General features: G+C 72.8%; 14 protein-coding genes. 6 read left to right on the top strand and 8 right to left on the bottom strand.

Annotated features, from left to right (window positions below):
- Positions 1-203: 203 nt before the first annotated feature.
- Complete coding sequence (locus tag ACIBSW_RS14700) at positions 204-710, bottom strand: polyadenylate-specific 3'-exoribonuclease AS (RefSeq protein WP_354717062.1); 507 nt, start codon at positions 708-710, stop codon at positions 204-206.
- A 16-nt stretch (positions 711-726) separates the two neighbouring features.
- Positions 727-1,620, bottom strand: coding sequence for a phosphotransferase (locus tag ACIBSW_RS14695; protein ID WP_354717064.1), 894 nt, complete (start codon positions 1,618-1,620; stop codon positions 727-729).
- A gap of 236 nt (positions 1,621-1,856) precedes the next feature.
- Here ACIBSW_RS14695 and ACIBSW_RS14690 point away from each other — a divergent pair, with 236 nt between their 5' ends.
- Positions 1,857-2,549, top strand: a complete 693-nt coding sequence (locus ACIBSW_RS14690) for a Crp/Fnr family transcriptional regulator (RefSeq protein ID WP_354717066.1) — start codon at positions 1,857-1,859, stop codon at positions 2,547-2,549.
- Between the two features lie 5 nt (positions 2,550-2,554).
- Here ACIBSW_RS14690 and ACIBSW_RS14685 read toward each other — a convergent pair whose 3' ends face one another.
- Entirely contained in the window at positions 2,555-3,265 is a 711-nt protein-coding gene (locus ACIBSW_RS14685) for a lysophospholipid acyltransferase family protein (protein WP_354717068.1), read from the bottom strand.
- 201 nt (positions 3,266-3,466) lie between these two features.
- Between ACIBSW_RS14685 and ACIBSW_RS14680 the strand changes: the two genes are divergently transcribed.
- Together ACIBSW_RS14680 and ACIBSW_RS14675 are read left to right on the top strand one after the other, a co-directional pair.
- A complete protein-coding gene (locus ACIBSW_RS14680; protein WP_354717070.1) occupies positions 3,467-4,309 on the top strand; it encodes a DUF308 domain-containing protein in 843 nt (280 codons plus the stop codon).
- Positions 4,310-4,368: 59 nt separating this feature from the next.
- Positions 4,369-5,784: a trehalose-6-phosphate synthase gene (locus tag ACIBSW_RS14675; RefSeq protein WP_354717072.1), complete on the top strand. Its 1,416-nt coding sequence runs from the start codon at positions 4,369-4,371 to the stop codon at positions 5,782-5,784.
- Here ACIBSW_RS14675 and ACIBSW_RS14670 read toward each other — a convergent pair.
- The 4 genes from ACIBSW_RS14670 to ACIBSW_RS14655 are packed head-to-tail and all read right to left on the bottom strand — an operon-like array spanning position 5,773 to position 9,599.
- Positions 5,773-6,549 (bottom strand): alpha/beta fold hydrolase, encoded by a 777-nt coding sequence (locus tag ACIBSW_RS14670; RefSeq protein ID WP_354717074.1) that lies wholly within the window; start codon positions 6,547-6,549, stop codon positions 5,773-5,775. The genes ACIBSW_RS14675 and ACIBSW_RS14670 overlap by 12 nt on opposite strands.
- Entirely contained in the window at positions 6,546-7,892 is a 1,347-nt protein-coding gene (locus tag ACIBSW_RS14665) for an NAD(P)-binding domain-containing protein (protein WP_354717075.1), read from the bottom strand. The genes ACIBSW_RS14670 and ACIBSW_RS14665 overlap by 4 nt, the downstream gene beginning before the upstream one ends.
- A gap of 48 nt (positions 7,893-7,940) precedes the next feature.
- Positions 7,941-8,627, bottom strand: a complete 687-nt coding sequence (locus ACIBSW_RS14660) for an endonuclease/exonuclease/phosphatase family protein (RefSeq protein ID WP_354717077.1) — start codon at positions 8,625-8,627, stop codon at positions 7,941-7,943.
- A 21-nt stretch (positions 8,628-8,648) separates the two neighbouring features.
- Positions 8,649-9,599 carry an ROK family glucokinase gene (locus ACIBSW_RS14655; protein ID WP_354717080.1) on the bottom strand — a complete coding sequence of 317 codons (951 nt, stop codon included), beginning with the start codon at positions 9,597-9,599 and terminating at the stop codon, positions 8,649-8,651.
- A gap of 1,444 nt (positions 9,600-11,043) precedes the next feature.
- Here ACIBSW_RS14655 and ACIBSW_RS14650 point away from each other — a divergent pair.
- Complete coding sequence (locus ACIBSW_RS14650; RefSeq protein WP_354717082.1) at positions 11,044-11,169, top strand: hypothetical protein; 126 nt, start codon at positions 11,044-11,046, stop codon at positions 11,167-11,169.
- Positions 11,170-11,330: 161 nt separating this feature from the next.
- Here ACIBSW_RS14650 and ACIBSW_RS14645 read toward each other — a convergent pair whose 3' ends face one another.
- The gene (locus ACIBSW_RS14645; protein WP_354717084.1) at positions 11,331-11,783 is read right to left on the bottom strand and encodes an SRPBCC family protein; all 453 of its coding nucleotides are present in this window, start codon (positions 11,781-11,783) and stop codon (positions 11,331-11,333) included.
- A 634-nt stretch (positions 11,784-12,417) separates the two neighbouring features.
- Between ACIBSW_RS14645 and ACIBSW_RS14640 the strand changes: the two genes are divergently transcribed.
- A complete protein-coding gene (locus ACIBSW_RS14640) occupies positions 12,418-14,115 on the top strand; it encodes a GAF domain-containing sensor histidine kinase (protein WP_354717086.1) in 1,698 nt (565 codons plus the stop codon).
- Between the two features lie 7 nt (positions 14,116-14,122).
- Positions 14,123-14,791, top strand: a complete 669-nt coding sequence (locus ACIBSW_RS14635; protein ID WP_023359837.1) for a response regulator — start codon at positions 14,123-14,125, stop codon at positions 14,789-14,791.
- Positions 14,792-15,312 lie beyond the last annotated feature (521 nt).

The raw sequence follows: 15,312 nt of genomic DNA, 5'->3' as shown, positions 1-15,312 counted from the left end.
GTCGCGAGATGCCCGTCTCCCTGGGGAATCGGTCGTCCGGCTGCACTGCCGGGTCCCGGGGCGGGCCGCAAACGCACTGTAGTCGTCGGGCCTGGCCCGGACCAAAGCGCCCCGCGGTTACTCGCGGGTAATATTCCTGACGAACAAAGGGTTTCCGGTGCCGGCGGCACCCGCGAGGGCCGCCGGCCGACGGTCACTTCCCGTCACCTCGCGACGGATCTGGCCTCGGTCATGGCATGCCAGCGCGCGAGGTTGTGCTTCGCGTCGACCAGGGCGTCGTGGCGGCCCTGCGCCGTCGGCAGCGCCGGCCGGCCCAGCTCGTCCCAGAGCTGGCGCAGGTCCTTGGTGAAGCGGGGTATCTCGCGCGGCAGCGCCGGCATCGCGCCCCACAGCTGGGCGAGCGCCACGTGGTCGTAGGCCGCGTACCAGGCCCACAGCTCGATCTGCTCGTCGCGGCCCCGCACCGGCTCGCGGAGGAACTCGTAGAGGTCGTCGCGGATGCGCTCGCGCGAGCGCCAGGCCGGGTCCGCCGGGGACGGGAGCTTGTCGAGCACGTTGCGGCGCACCCAGGGCACCGCCCGTGAGTCGTCGAACTGGGTCGAGACCGCGTAGAACTCGCGGCCGAACTCGTCGACGACGCCGATCGACACGAGGTCGACCACGCGGCCGTCCTCGATGAATTCGCAGTCATAGAAATACCGGTAGGCCATCGCCGACCATCCTTGCCTATGGCCGACCGGTCGTCTCCGCCAGGGCCTCCCTGGCCCGCAGGAGCACCGCGCGGGCACCCTCGCCGGCGCCGTCGCACTCGCCGCGGGCCAGGCGCCGCGCCGACCAGTCCGCCTGCACCGCCCAGCGGAAGCGCAGCAGCACCGGCAGCGCCGCGTGCAGCTCGCCCTCGTCGACCGGGCCGGCCGCGAGGTAGCCGTCCAGCAGCTCCGCCGCCGTCTCGGTGCCGCCCGCGTAGACGACCGCCGCCGCGACGTCGTAGAGCAGCGGGCCGGTGCCGCTCGCGCCGCAGTCCAGCAGGCCCGCCCGGCCCGTCGCCGGGTCGACCAGGAAGGTCTCGGGCGCCGGATCGCCGTGCAGCACGCCGTAGGTGAGCCGGTCCATCACCGTCAGCCGGGTCATCGCCGTGACCGCGTCGGTGATCGCCGGGCGCAGCCACGGCTCGATCGCCAGGTGCGCGGCGTCCGGGTCGAGCAGGTTCCAGCGGCGCAGGCCCGGGTGGTGGAAGCCCTGGAGCGCGCGGTGCACCGCGCCCAGACGGTCGCCCCAGAACTGCTGGTCGATCGGGTCGCGGCCGTCCAGGGTCCGGCCCGGCGCCCTGCGGAGCACGGCGAACGCGCCGGCCGGCGTCTCCGCCGTGAGGCCACCCGAGAGGGTACGCACGGGCTCACCCGCCTCGACCCCGGTGCCCCGCAGGTGTTCCGCGGCGGCCAGCCCCGCCTCGACGGGCAGGCGGGCGGCCGGGTCGGCCAGGCGGACCACGAAGCGCACCCCGCCGGCGGTCACGTCCCAGCAGCGCGACAGGATTCCCCCGGTCAGCGCCGTGATGTCCGCGGGCACGAGGTGCCACCGGTCGCGCAACGTCGATCGAAGAAGGTCGTCATCCCGCACGGCGGCGATTATCCCGGTACAGACCGTAATGCCAACGGACACCGTGGGCGATAGTCACGCAAGGCGATTGGAGGGTGTACAGAAAGCGATGAGCGCGGGATGATCGTATGCGTCTGCTGGATGTATCAAATGGCGTCGACAGCGCTCTTCATGCTAAGAGTGATCGTTCGCGTCGTGGGGCCGGCGCCGGACAACTACGTCCACGGGTGGTCCCGACCGGGGAGAGGGACTTTACCGTGGATCATCGCCTAGCAGAGCAGGGTGACGCGCTCACAGGCGTGGACATGTTCGCCGGCCTGGAGCCTGACGTCCGGCAGCGGGTCATCGCCGCCGCAGTGCCCCGGACCTACCGCAAGGGTCAGATCCTTTTCGTCGAGCACGACCCCGGCGACTCCCTGATCATCCTCCGGCGCGGCGCCATCGCCGTCTTCCGCACCGCGCCGACGGGCGAGCGCGCGGTCCTGACCGTGGTGCGCCCGCCCGACGTGCTCGGCGAGGTGTCCCTTCTGGACGCCCTGACCCGCTCGGCCTCGGCCGAGGCGATCGAGGACAGCCAGGCGCTCGCCCTCTCCCGGGTCGCCTTCATCGACCTCGTGCACTCCAACCCCCGCATCCTGGACGCGGTGATGCGCTCGGTCGGCGCGCTCATCCGCCGACTCACCGAGCAGAACGCCGACCACGTCTTCCTCGACCTGCCGGGCCGGGTCGCCAAGACGCTGGTGCGGCTGGCCGGCGAGAACCAGGCGCCGATGATCACGATCGAGCTCAACCAGAGCCAGCTCGCCGAGATGGCGGGCGGCTCCCGGCAGAGCGTCAACCAGGCCATCGGCTCCTTCGCGAGCCGGGGCTGGCTGCGCACCGAGGGCCGCCGCATCGTGGTCACCGACGTCTCAGCCCTGCGCCGCCGAGCGGGCATGGCTGACCGGTAAAAGGTCTAGTCGTTCACGGGCGTCCTGGCGGGCGTCGGCGCGACGATGGCGGTCTTGAGGCTGGCGGCGTAGACGTCGACGTACTCGCGGCCGCTGAGGGTCATCAGCTCGTACATGATCTCGTCGGTCACCGCGCGCTCGACGAAGCGGTCGCCGAGTGAGGAGGCGTAGCGGGAGAAGTCCAGCGGCTCGCCGAAGCGGACCTTGACCCGCTTGATCTTGGGGATGAGCTTGCCCGTCGGCTGGATCTCGTCGGTGTTGAGCAGCGCGACCGGCACGACCGGCGCGCCGCTCTCCAGCGCCAGCCGGGCGACGCCGGTCTTGCCGCGGTAGAGCCGCCCGTCGGGCGAGCGGGTGCCCTCCGGGTAGATGCCGGCGATGTTGCCCGAGCGCAGCACCCGCAACTGGGTGTCCAGCGCGGCCCGGGCCGCCTTGCCACCCGAACGGTCCACGGGGATGGTGCCCGTACTGACGAAGAACTGCCGCATGAGCCAGCCCTTGATGCCCTTACCGGTGAAGTACTCCGCCTTGGCGACGAACGTCACCCGCCGTTTCACCAGCAGCGGTGTGAAGATCGAGTCGGAGAATGAGAGGTGGTTGCAGGCAAGGATCACCGGGCCAGATGCCGGAACGTGGTCGAGCCCCTTCACATCGGGGCGGAACAGACATTTTAGGACGGGTCCGAGCACCACGTACTTGAGCAGCCAGTAGAACACCGAAGTCCTTTCCCGCGCGCCACGGTCGTGGGCAGAGGAAAGCGTACGAAGCGGGAGCGGCACGCCACAACGCACTCCCGCAACCGGCGTCTGTCGTGTCACCATTCAAGACACGGTCGGGGCCGGCGCAACACGGCCGGACGGCTCCGCCGGATGGGGCGGACACGACGCGCGACGGCGCGGAGCGAGGAGTGAAGCAGGGTGTCAGCGGGTGGCGCCCGTCGCGGGCGGCGGGACAACGGACTCGACGCGGCCGACTACGCGGTCGCGGGCGACGTCGATCCGCGCGTGGGTGAACACCTGCTCGACGTGCTGGCGGCCGGCGGCATCGCCGCCTACCTGCAACCGTCCGCCGATCTCAACCCCATCCTGCGCGCGACCACGTTCCCCGCTCGGCCCACGGACCGGCTCTACGTCGACCGCACCCACCTCGACACCGCCCGCGAGCACCTCGACAAGCTGACCGGCGGCGCCGACCCTACGCCGCCCGCGCCCCGGGCCGGCACCCGCACCGGCGGCGACCAGAGCGACGTCGACGCCGAGTGGGCCAAGATCGTGGCCGGCTTCCACACCGCCGTCGACCCGACCGCGCCGCCGTGGCCGGCCGCCGAGGGCGTCGACCCGACCCGGGCGCCCGATCCGCCGAAGAGCGACGGGCCCGATCGGCCGCGCCAGCCCGGCGGCACGCTTCCGTCGGCGACCGACATCTCCGGCATCTCGCTGAACCGCCGCCGCACCGACGAGCCGTCGCTGCGCGACGGGCTGGACACGTTCGGCACCGGCATCGACGACGACAGCGACGACGATCGCTACACGCCCCCGCCCCCGCCGCCGCTGCCGCACATCTCCAAGTACGCCGTCGCCGGCGTGCTCGGCGTGGTCCTCGGTTTCGTGCTCTTCCTCTTCCCCTGGCTGCTGCCGATCGACCGCAACTACGTGACGCTGATCGGCTTCACCGCGATCGTCGGCGGCGCGGTGACGCTGGTCTGGCGACTGCGCTCCGGTGACGACGACGATGACTTCGATGACGGCGCGGTCGTATGAAAAGCGACATAATCCAGCATCATTGTTTCGCTCGGTAGTCATCGCGTAGCCTCTCGTGGATGCGCCAGAGCTCGCTCGTGGTCGTCGCCAACCGTCTTCCGCTGGATGACAACGCCGCCCCCGACGGTGCCTGCGAGTGGCGGCGCAGCCCCGGCGGCCTCGCCAGCGCCCTGCACGCGATCCTGCAGCAGACCCCCGCGACGTGGGTCGGCTGGGACGGCGGCATCGACACCGCGCCCGCCCTGCCCGACATCGGCACCCTGCGGATCAGGCCCGTCGCGCTGTCCGAAGAGGAGCTGCGCGGCTACTACGAGGGCTTCGCCAACTCGACGCTCTGGCCGCTGTACCACGACGCCGTCGAGCAGCCGGTCTTCGACCGCGGCTGGTGGGAGACCTATCGGGACGTCAACCGCCGCTTCGCCGAGGCGGCGGCCGAGGTCGCCGAGCCCGGCGCCGCGATCTGGGTGCAGGACTACCACCTGCAGCTCGTGCCGCAGCTGCTCCGCGAGCTGCGCCCGGACGTGCTGATCGGCTTCTTCCTGCACGTGCCGTTCCCGCCACCCGAGCTGTTCATGCAGCTCCCCCGCCGCTCCGAGCTGCTGCGCGGGATGCTCGGCGCGGACCTGGTCGGCTTCCAGCGACCACAGGCGGCACACAACGTCGCCCAGCTCGCCGTGAAGCTGTTCGGCGCCCGGACCACCGACGACCAGATCACCCTCGACGGCCGGGTGGTGCGCACCCGCGCGTTCCCGATCTCCATCGACGTGGCCGAGATGCAGGCGCTCGCCGCCCGGCCCGACGTCGTCGGCCACGCCGAGCAGCTGCGCGCCGACCTGGGACAGCCGCGGCGGGTGCTGCTCAGCGTCGACCGGCTCGACTACACAAAGGGGATCGAGCACCGGCTGACGGCGTACAGCGAGCTGCTGCGCGACGGCCGGGTCAAGGTCCGCGACACGGTGATGGTGCAGGTGGCCGTCCCGAGCCGGGAGCGGGTCGACAGCTACCGGGTGCTGCGGGACCGGATCGAGGGCGAGGTCGGCCGGATCAACGGCGAGTACGGCCGCGTCGGCGAACCCGCGATCCACTACCTGAACCAGTCGTTCGACCGCGCCGAGCTGGCCGCGCTCTACCAGACCGCGGACGTGATGGTGGTGACGCCGCTGCGCGACGGCATGAACCTGGTCGCCAAGGAGTTCGTCGCCGCCCGCGCGGCGAACACCGGCGCGCTGGTGCTCAGCGAGTTCGCCGGGGCGGCGGCCGAGCTCGAGGACGCGTTCCTGGTCAACCCGCACGACGTCGACGGGCTGAAGACCACGCTGCTGCAGGCGATGGACGCCGACCAGGCGGACCTGGAACGCCGGATGACGGCGATGCGCGAACACCTCGCCACCCACGACATCCTGGCCTGGGCCCGCGCGTACCTGACCGCCCTCGACCACACCGGCCGGCTGGCGGCCGGCCTGCTACGCCGCTAGCTCCTTGCCGAGCCAGTCCAGGATCGCGTCGATCGGCTCCTGCCACTTGGTGTCCAGCATCAGGTCGTGGCTCATGCCCGGGAACAGCAGCGGGGCGCCGCCGTACCGGGCCGCCGCGCGGTCCAGCGCCGAGCGCGGCACCACCCGGTCGTCCGGGCTGCCCACGACCAGGGTCGGCGGCGCGCCGACCGGCGCACCCGCCGGCTTGGCGAACAGCACCTGCCGGTAGATCCGGGCCGGTGCCCGCACCAGACGCGCGCGGTAGTCCTCCGCCTCCGCCAGGTCGGCGCCGAACAGCTGCCGGCGGCTCAGCCGGGGCGCGGCGCCGAACAACGCCGGAAGCGTGCCGAACGGGTTGGCCCGCAGCGCCGCGCCGAGCGCCGCCCAGCCCGGCGGCACCGGCGCGGCCAGGACCGCGGCCCGGGCCGGATAGCGGGTCAGCGCGTGCGACACCAGCAGCGCGCCGGCGCCGTGGCCGACCAGCACGGCCTGGCGCGGCAGGCTCGCCGCCACCTGGACCACGTCGTGCACGTAAGCGCGCAGCGAACCCTCGGGCCGGTGGCTCACCGCGTACGCCGCGAAGCCCCGCGAGGCGGTGTGCGCGAGCCAGTGCTCGGCGAACGCCCAGGCGCCGTGCCCGATCCCGGGAACGAAGAGCACCGGCGGCAGGTCGCCCGGGCTCTCCGGCAGCGCCTCGACCACCTCCCGCTCGACCGCCGGCACCGGCGCCGTCCAGTCCTCGAAACGCAGCACCTGCGGGGTCATGCCGCACCCTCCATCTGCTTCAGCAGGCCCTCGAGGGCGCGCAGGTAGCTGGTGTGGCTGACCTCGAACCAGTGCCGCGACGACCGCACGACCCGCAGCTGGGACCACGACCGCACCGGCCGCGTCGACTCCTTCTGCTGCACCGCGGCCGCCCGTTCCGGATCGGCGAGCCGCAGCCGCAGCCAGCGGGCCACGGCGACGCTCTGCCAGTGCGCGAGCGGGAACAGCCCGGCGTCGGGCTGCAGCAGGCCGATCACGGCGAGCGTGGGGTGCTTGCGGGCGAACGCGTGCAGGTGCAGGTCCGGCCGGCCGTCCTCGTCGATGTCGAGCAGCTCGGGGGCGAGGAACTCGAACCGCGGCAGGTATCCCGTCGCCGTGATGATCAGGTCGGGCTCGACGCGCCGCCCGTCGGCGAGCTCCACAGTCGAGGAGTCCATCCCGGTGACGTCCGGCAGCGGGGTGATCCGGCCGTGGCCCAGGTAGTAGACGAGCTGGCTGTTGACCACCGGGTGGCTCTCGTACGGGCGGTGGTCGGGCCGGGGCAGCCCGAACCGGGTGATGTCGCCGACCGTCAGCCGCAGCGTGCGGTGGTAGATCCACTGGCGCAGCCGCAGCGGCAGGCGCAGCTGGAGCAGCTTGTCGTTGACCTGGTCGGCGGGGCGGCCCAGCACGTACTTGGGCGCGTACCAGTAGCCGCGGCGGGTCGAGTGCCAGACGGTGGTGGCCTGCTGTGCGGCCTCGACCGCGATGTCGCAGCCGGTGTTGCCGCCGCCGACGACCAGCACCTTCTTGCCGCGCAGCTGCGCGGGGTCCTTGTACGCCGACGCGTGGATCACCTGCCCCCGGTACGCCGACGTGTCGACCGGCAGCGGCTTCGGCGACCAGTTGTGCCCGTTGGCGACGATGACGGCCGCGTACCGCTGGATCCGCTCGGCGCCGCCGCCGGTGCTGCGCGTCGTCACGTCCCAGCGGCCGTCACCGACGGGCGCGACGGACACGACCTCGGTGCCGAACCAGATGCTGTCGCCGAGCCCGAAGTGCCGCGCGTAGCGCTCCAGGTAGGCCAGCATCTGGCTGTGGTGCGGGTAGTCCGGCCAGTCGTCCGGCATCGGGAAGTCGGGGAACTCCGTGAGCGGGCGCGAGGAGATCAGGTGCGTGCTCGCGTACACCGGGCTGCGGTCGTGCCGCCAGTTCCAGGCGCCGCCGACGGACGTCTCGCGCTCGTAGCAGTCGACGGAGAATCCCTGCTCACGCAGGTTCTTGATCGCCGCAAGGCCGCTGCCGCCCGCGCCGATCACACAGACCGCGTCGTGCCGGTCCGCTATGTCTGAGGTGTCTTGCACCCGCAGATACTCGCAGACGCGAACCCAACTCGGAAGCGCGCGATAGAGCTACGAAGCGGGCAGCCCGAGTTCCGCCAGGACCGGAAGATGATCACTGGCCCGGCGGGCCCGCTCGGTGTCGACGACCTCGTACCGCGAGACGTCGATATCGGGCGATACGAACAACGCGTCGAGCCGCAGCCGGGGCAGCGTCGCCGGGAACGTCAGCGACGAACAGGCGGCTCCGCCGGTGTCGACGAGGCCGTCCGCGACCGTGCGCCAGGCACCGCCGCCCGGCCCCTCGTTGAGGTCACCGCCCGCGATCAGCGGCCCCTCGACGGCCGACAGCGCCTCCTTCCAGCGGGCGGCCTGGTCGGGCCGCTCACCCGCGTCGGTGGCCAGGTGCGAGCCGGCGACGGTGAACCGGCCGCCCCGCACCGAGCAGCGCGCGAACGCCGCACCGCGCAGGTGCCGCCCGGGCGTCAGCGGGTAGCGCAGGCACCAGGTCTCGTGCACCCGCACCCGCAGACTGACCAGCAGCAGATTGCCCAGCGACGGCAGCCCACCGGCGGCGACCACCATGCCGAGCTCGTCGGCCAGCGCCGCGCACTTGTGCCGCCAGCGGAACCGGCGCGGCGCCTCCTGCACGATCACGACGTCCGGGTCGATGTCCCGGACCAGCCCGGTCAGGGCCGCCCGGTCGTCGCGCAGCCCGTGCACGTTGTAGCTCAACACCCGCAGCGGGACCCCGGACACGTCGTGCTCCTCGTCGTCGGTTCAGATCCGTCGTGCCAGGTCGGCGGCGCCGAGCACGCCCGCCGTGTTGCCGGTCTCGGCCGCCTTTATCTCGGCGACCGGGAACCGCCCCCGCTGGGCCAGCTGGTCGCGATAGGTCCGCTCGGTCGGCCCCATCAGCAGGTCGCCCGCGTCGATGACCCCGCCGCCGACCACCAGCACCTGCGGGTCGAAGACCTGCGCCAGGTCGGCCATCGCCATCCCGAGCCAGTAGCCGATCTGCGCGAACGCGTCCCGGGCGACACCGTCGCCGCGCTGCGCGGCCTCGGTGACCATACGCCCGCTGATCGCACCGGCGTCGCCGGCGGCGAGCTCGAGCAGCAGCTCGGCCCGCCCGGGCTCCTGCCGCGCCCCGGCCCGCGCGAAGCGGACCAGGGCGTTGCCGCTCGCATACTGCTCGAGACACCCGAGCCGCCCGCACCCGCACGGATGACCGTCGGGCACGGACAGAACATGCCCCAGCTCGCCGGCGACACCGTTCGCGCCCCGCCACAACGCCCCGTTGAGCACGACCCCGCCACCGATCCCGGTGCCGACCGTGATCATCACCATCGAGTCGTCGGCCTGCCGCGCGGCGCCGTAGCGGAACTCGGCCCAGGCGGCGACGTTGGCGTCGTTCTCCAGCACGGTCGGCAGCCCGACGGCCTTGGAGACGTAGTCGCGCACCGGCTCGTCCCGCCACGCCAGGTTCGGCGCGAAGAGCACGGTCGCCCCCGCGGCGTCGATCCAGGCGGCGGCGCCGATACCGACGGCCTTCGCTTCGGGATGCGCGGCGGCCAGCTCGGCGGCCACCGCCACGATCGTGTCCCGGGTGCCCGCCGGGTCGTGCGCCGGGGTCTCACGACGGGTCTGCGCCAGCACCACGCCCTGCTCGTCCACCACCCCGCCGGCCACCTTCGTGCCGCCGACGTCGATCCCGATGGTCAGCGTCACGCCGCCAGTTCCCCTCTTGTTGTCTTACACCGGGTCGCGCGGCCGGGCGTCGTCGCCCGCACCACCGCCCCGGTCCTCGGCCGCCGAAGCGACCGGCTCAGTGCCCGGAACATCATGATCCACGCTGGGCATCTCCGCCACACCGGTACAAACCCTCGTGTCGCTATTTGCCGGGTTCCAACAGCGATGACCATGGTGGCGCCAATCACGTTGCCAACGAGCTACAGCGATGACCCCTGCCTTACTTCACTTCCTCCGATCCTTTTTCCTTACGCGCACCGGCGCCCTCAACCGCAGCATCGGCGCCCTCGACCTGCTCCCGCTCCGGGTTTCCCTCCCGGCCCGCGGCCGGCCGGGCCGCCGCACCGGTGGCGGTCACGCCGGTCGGCACGCCCTCTGCCGCAGCGCCGGGAGCGTCCCCACGAGCCCTCGCCGCCCCAGCCCGCTGCCGCCCCACAACAGCCCCAGCCTCCTCAGCCACCACAGCGCCCTCAGGCACCGCCGACTGCTCAGGCGCCACAGGCGCGTCGGGTGCCTCGGCCTGCTCAGATACCACAGCGGTGGCAGGCGCCGCTGGCTTCCCAGGCGCCGCACGCCGCCCAGAGGCCGCACGCCGCCCGGATGCAGCAGGTTGCCCAGGCGTCCCAGGCCGCTCAGATACCGCCGATGGCTCAGGCGCCACCAGGTGCTCGGCCACCCCCACTGCCGGCTCCCCAGGTGCCACAACCTGCTCAGGCACCTCAGACCGTTCAGGCACGACAGCCGTGCCAGAAGCCGCAGCCGCCCCGGGCGTCACAGCCTGCGTAGACGCCGCGGGCCGCCCAGATGTCCCAGGCCGCTCGGATGACGCAGATGGCTCAGGGGTGACGGACCGCTTCGGCGCCGGGGATCGTCCGGCTGCCGCCGACGGCTCGGGTGCGGCGGGTCGCGTCGGCGCTCCGGGTCGCCGGGTCGGCGCGAGTCGCCCCGGTGCCCGGGTCGCGGCCGCCCACGGGTCACCGGCCGGCCGGGCTCCCGCGACCGGCCCGGCATCGTCCACATCCGCACCGGCGTCGGCCGGACCGTCCGGCGCCGCCGCCGCGGGCTTCGGCTCAGGGGCGGGGCGGGGAGTCCGGGTCGCCGCCGTCCACGGGTCGGCTCCCTCGCGGACGTCCTGCTCCGTCGGGACGCGTTCCGGCGGGCGGGCGGTGCCGCCGCGGGTCGCCGCCGACCAGGCCTCGTCCGGTGTGGGCGTCGGGCGGGGCGCCGGCTGCGGCCGAGGCCGGACACCGGCGGCGCTGGACATCGCCGACAGACCGCGAAGCATCCTCGCCAGGCCGCTCGCCACGTCGCCCGCGCCGGTGGCCAGCCGCTCGGCGGATTCCGCGCTCGGGTTGCGCAGCCCGGCGATCGCCCGGCACACCGGGCACACGCAACACTCCGCGCTACCCGTGGCCCAGCCGCGATGCTGCCCGGCGTTCTGCTGTCCGGTGTTCTGCTGCTCAGCGCCGCCGGATTCAGCACGATCGCCGCCGAGGAACTGACCGACCACGCCGGACAGCAGGTCGCCCAGTCCGGCCGTACCGGATGAATCGTCGCGGCCGGGCCGCGCGGCACCCGCGCCGCTCTCCGCGACCATCGCGAGCACCGTGGCGACCAGCCGCTCGGCCTCCTGGCGTGCCGTTCCCGTGGTCCCTGGCATCTCTGCTCCCCCTGCTCGCGGCCGCCGACGGGCCCGGCCCGTCGGACCGGCTACGCCTCGGCGAGGCTCTCGACCCGCCGCTTGAGCTCCTTCAGCGCCGTGTCCATGATCATTTTCTCGGCCTTGCGGCGGAACATGCCGAGCATGCCGATGGAGAGTTCTACCTCGAGCATGTACTGCACCGTGGTCGTGCCGTCTCCATTGTCGGTCAGGTCATAGGAACCGTTCAGGGTCCGCTGCATCTTCGACGGCGCAACTAGGTGCCACTCGATCCGGGACAGATCCTCCGCGTACGCGTAGTCCAGGGTGTAGTCGTCGGAGAGCGGGCCCGCGTCCATGACGAAGCGGACCTTGGCGGCGTAGCCGTCCTCGTACTCCTCGATGACCTCGACCTGCTTCATCGCGTCCGCCCATTCGGGGTACCGCGGGAAGTCACAGATCACCGCCGCCACCTGATCGAGGGGCGCGTGGACCTGGATCGACTGCGTCGAGCTGTCCGCCATGGCTGGGAGGCTACCCGGTGCGGACCCGGATCCGGGCGACCGGGACCGCGGTTCGCCGGGTCGGATCCGCAGCCCCGGCCCCGGTCCCGCACCCATACGCCAGAGCCGGACGAGGTGACATCCCGATCACCACACCCCACCCCCGCAAGCCGGCGCCCCCATCACCACGCCTCCACCTCGGCAAGGCGGCGTCCCCATCACCACGCCTCCACCTCGGCAAGGCGGCGTCCCCATCACCACACCCCCACCCGGCAAGGCGGCGTCCCCATCACCACACCCCCACCCGGCAAGGCGGCGGCCCGGTCACCACACCCCAACCCCCGCAAGGCGGCGCCCCCATCACCACGCCTCGACCCCGGCAAGCCAGCGCCCCACCACCACACCCCCACCCCGGGCAAGCCAGCGCCCCACCACCACGCCTCCACCCCGGCAAGCCAGCGTCCCACCTCCACGCCTCCACCCCGGCAAGCCAGCGTCCCCACCTCCACGCCTCCACCCCGGCAAGACGGCGCCCCACCACCACACCCCCACCCCGGCAAGACGGCGGCCCGAATCCCGATCTCCGCGGCCCCGGCAGGGCCGGGCGTGCCGCGCCAGTGGGCCGTTGTCACAGGGTGCGGCTACGATCCGTCACGTGCCAGCCTCAGCCCGCGTTCCCGAGCGCATCCATCCGCTCGCGGTGGCGGCCCGCCTAGTCATGCTCGCCCTGGTCGCCGTCCTCACCCTGATCGCCACCCACGACATCGGCCAGCTGCGCTGGATCGCCCTACTGCTGGTCGCGGCCCTGCCGGCCATCTTCTGCCCGGATCACCGCATCTTCGCGCCGCTCGGCCGGTTCGCCGAGGTCACGATCACCGGCCTGGCCGCCGGCTCGGTCGCCGCCGCGGCCAACGCGACCGGCACCGTCGACGCGGGCTTCGGCGCCGAGGCGGTGCTGCCCTACCTGGCAGTCCCGTTGCTGGCCGCGGCGCTGCGCCGTCGTCCGACCGAGGGCGCCGCGCTGCTCGGGGTCGCGGCCGTCTCGATGGTCGTCGGCGGCATCCTGTCCGGCGACGCCACCGGCGACAAGATCATCACCCAGCCCGGCTACCTGGCCGCCGGCGGCCAATGGCTGGTGCTCGGCGCGATCATCACCTTCGCGGCCGACACGATGCGCCAACTCATGGCCCCGGTGGAGAACAAGCCACAGCCCTACGCGGAGGCCACCCGCCTGCTCACCCAGCTACGCAGCGTCGCCCGCTCCCTGCCGGGCGCGACCCTCGACCCGGGCGGCATCTCCGAGCACCTGCTCGAGGAGCTGCGCGCCGTCGCACCCGGCCACCGCGCCGCCGTGCTGTCGGCGAGCGGCGGCGGGCGCCTCGTCGTGCTGGCGCAGACCGGCGCGGAGCGGGTCGACTGGGAGGTCACCCTCGACGCCGACTCGGCGATCGCCGACGCCTGGGCCTCGCAGCAGCCGCAGACCGCCTCGCGCTCGCAGGCCCGGTCGCACCGCGGCGGCGACGCCTCGTCGCTGGTGGTGCCGCTGGTCGCGGGGGTGCGCACGATCGGCCTGGTGATCCTCGAGGCCGACGTCACGAACGCGTACCCGTCGGCGGTGGTCGCCCGGGTCACCGAGGTGACCGGCCCGGCCGCGCTGCGGCTGGAGGCGGCGCTGCTCTTCGACGACGTCCGCTCGCTGGCGACCAATGAGGAACGTCAGCGGCTGGCCCGCGAGATCCACGACGGCGTCGCCCAGGAGCTCGTGATGGTCGGCTACGGCATCGACAACGCGCAGGCGACCCTGCCCGAGGGCGCGGACGAGACGGCCGAGGAGCTGCGCACGCTGCGCGGCGAGGTGACCCGGGTGATCACCGAGCTGCGGCTGAGCCTGTTCGAGCTGCGCTCCGAGGTGGACCGCAACGGCGGCCTCGCCGCGGCCATCGCCGAGTACGCCCGCACCCTGGGCACGTCGGCCGGCCTGCGGGTGCACTTCACCTTCGACGAGTCCACCGCCCGCCTGCCCGCCGCGACGGAGGCTGAGCTCCTGCGCATCGCCCAGGAGGCGATCACCAACGCCCGCAAACACGCCGGCGCCTCCAACCTCTGGGTGACGTGCACGGTCGACCCGCCGTACGCGCAGATCGAGGTCACCGACGACGGCAAGGGCTTCGCCGATGATCGACCAGACGGCCGCTACGGCCTTGCGATCATGGCCGAGAGGGCGGAACGTATCCGGGGCCGGCTGGAGATCAGACCGCGACACCCCAGCGGGACAACCGTTGCGGTAGTGCTCGGAACCTCGGCTCGGCGCGATAGCGTGCGGGATAGCGTTTCCGCACCAGAAGGGGAGTAACCCGAGCATGTCGACCAGTCCGATGCCGACGACCCGCACCAAGGTGCTGCTCGTCGACGATCACGACCTGATCCGTAAGGGGCTGCGGCACGCGTTCGAGCGGGACCGGCAGTTCGAGGTCGTCGGGGAAGCCGCCACGGCCGCCGAGGCCGTCCGGCAGGCCGGCGCACTCCAGCCCGACGTGGTCATCATGGACCTGCGCCTGCCCGACGGCAGCGGCCTCGAGGCCACCCGCGCCCTGCGCAAGAACAACGCCAACATGGGCATCGTGGTGCTCACCATGTACGCGGGCGACGACCAGCTCTTCGGCGCCCTCGAGGCCGGGGCCAGCGCATTCGTGCCCAAGACCGCCCCCGCCGACGAGGTCGTCGCCGCCGCCCGGCACGCCGCCTCGGCACCGAGCGCGTTCACCGCCGCCGACCTCGCCGAGGCGATGAAGCGACGCCTGGCGCCCTCGGGCCCACAGTTGTCGCCGCGCGAGGGCCAGGTCCTGCGCCTGCTGGCCGACGGCATGAGCGTCGCCGGCATCGCCAAGCAGCTGTTCGTCAGCGAGTCCACGGCCAAGACCCACATCTCGAAGCTCTACGAGAAGCTCGGCGCGGCCAACCGCGCACAGGCCCTGATGACCGCCCTCCGCCTCGGCCTGCTCGAGGCACCGGACGCCCCGAAGTTCTGATCTCCACCCGGCATCCGCCCGTCACCCCACACCGGGGCGGCGGGCGGATCCACTTTTCCAGGCACGCTCCCGACATCCTGGGCGATTCTGGACCTACTCAATTTCAGGCCCGTCGAAACACCACCGCCCCCACCCACCACCGGCCCCTCTACTCACCCCACCCACCACCCAAATCCCCCACGGCCCCCCTTGAATCAGCCAGCTCGCCACCAAGCACAACCCGCCACCAAGCACGGCCCGCCGTCAGACGCGGCCCGCCGTCAGACGCGGCCCGCCGTCAGACGCGGCCTGGCCGGGGCCGCCGGTCATTCGGCCTCGGGCCGGGTGATCTGGTGCTAGGTGCGGCCTGCCATCAAGCGCGGCCTGCCATCAACGCGGTCTCGCCGCGGTCTCCGGCCGTTCGGCCTCGGGCCGGATGATCTGGTGCCAGGCGCGACATGCCATCAAGCGCGGCCTGGCCGCGGTCTCCGGCCGTTCGACCTCAGGCCGGATGATCTGGCGCCAGGCACGACATGCCATCA

It is taken from the genome of Actinoplanes sp. NPDC049668 (assembly GCF_044465445.1).
Classification (GTDB): domain Bacteria; phylum Actinomycetota; class Actinomycetes; order Mycobacteriales; family Micromonosporaceae; genus Actinoplanes.
The sequence above is the reverse complement of the archived record's forward strand: the minus strand, read 5'-3'. Positions and strand labels throughout refer to the sequence as shown.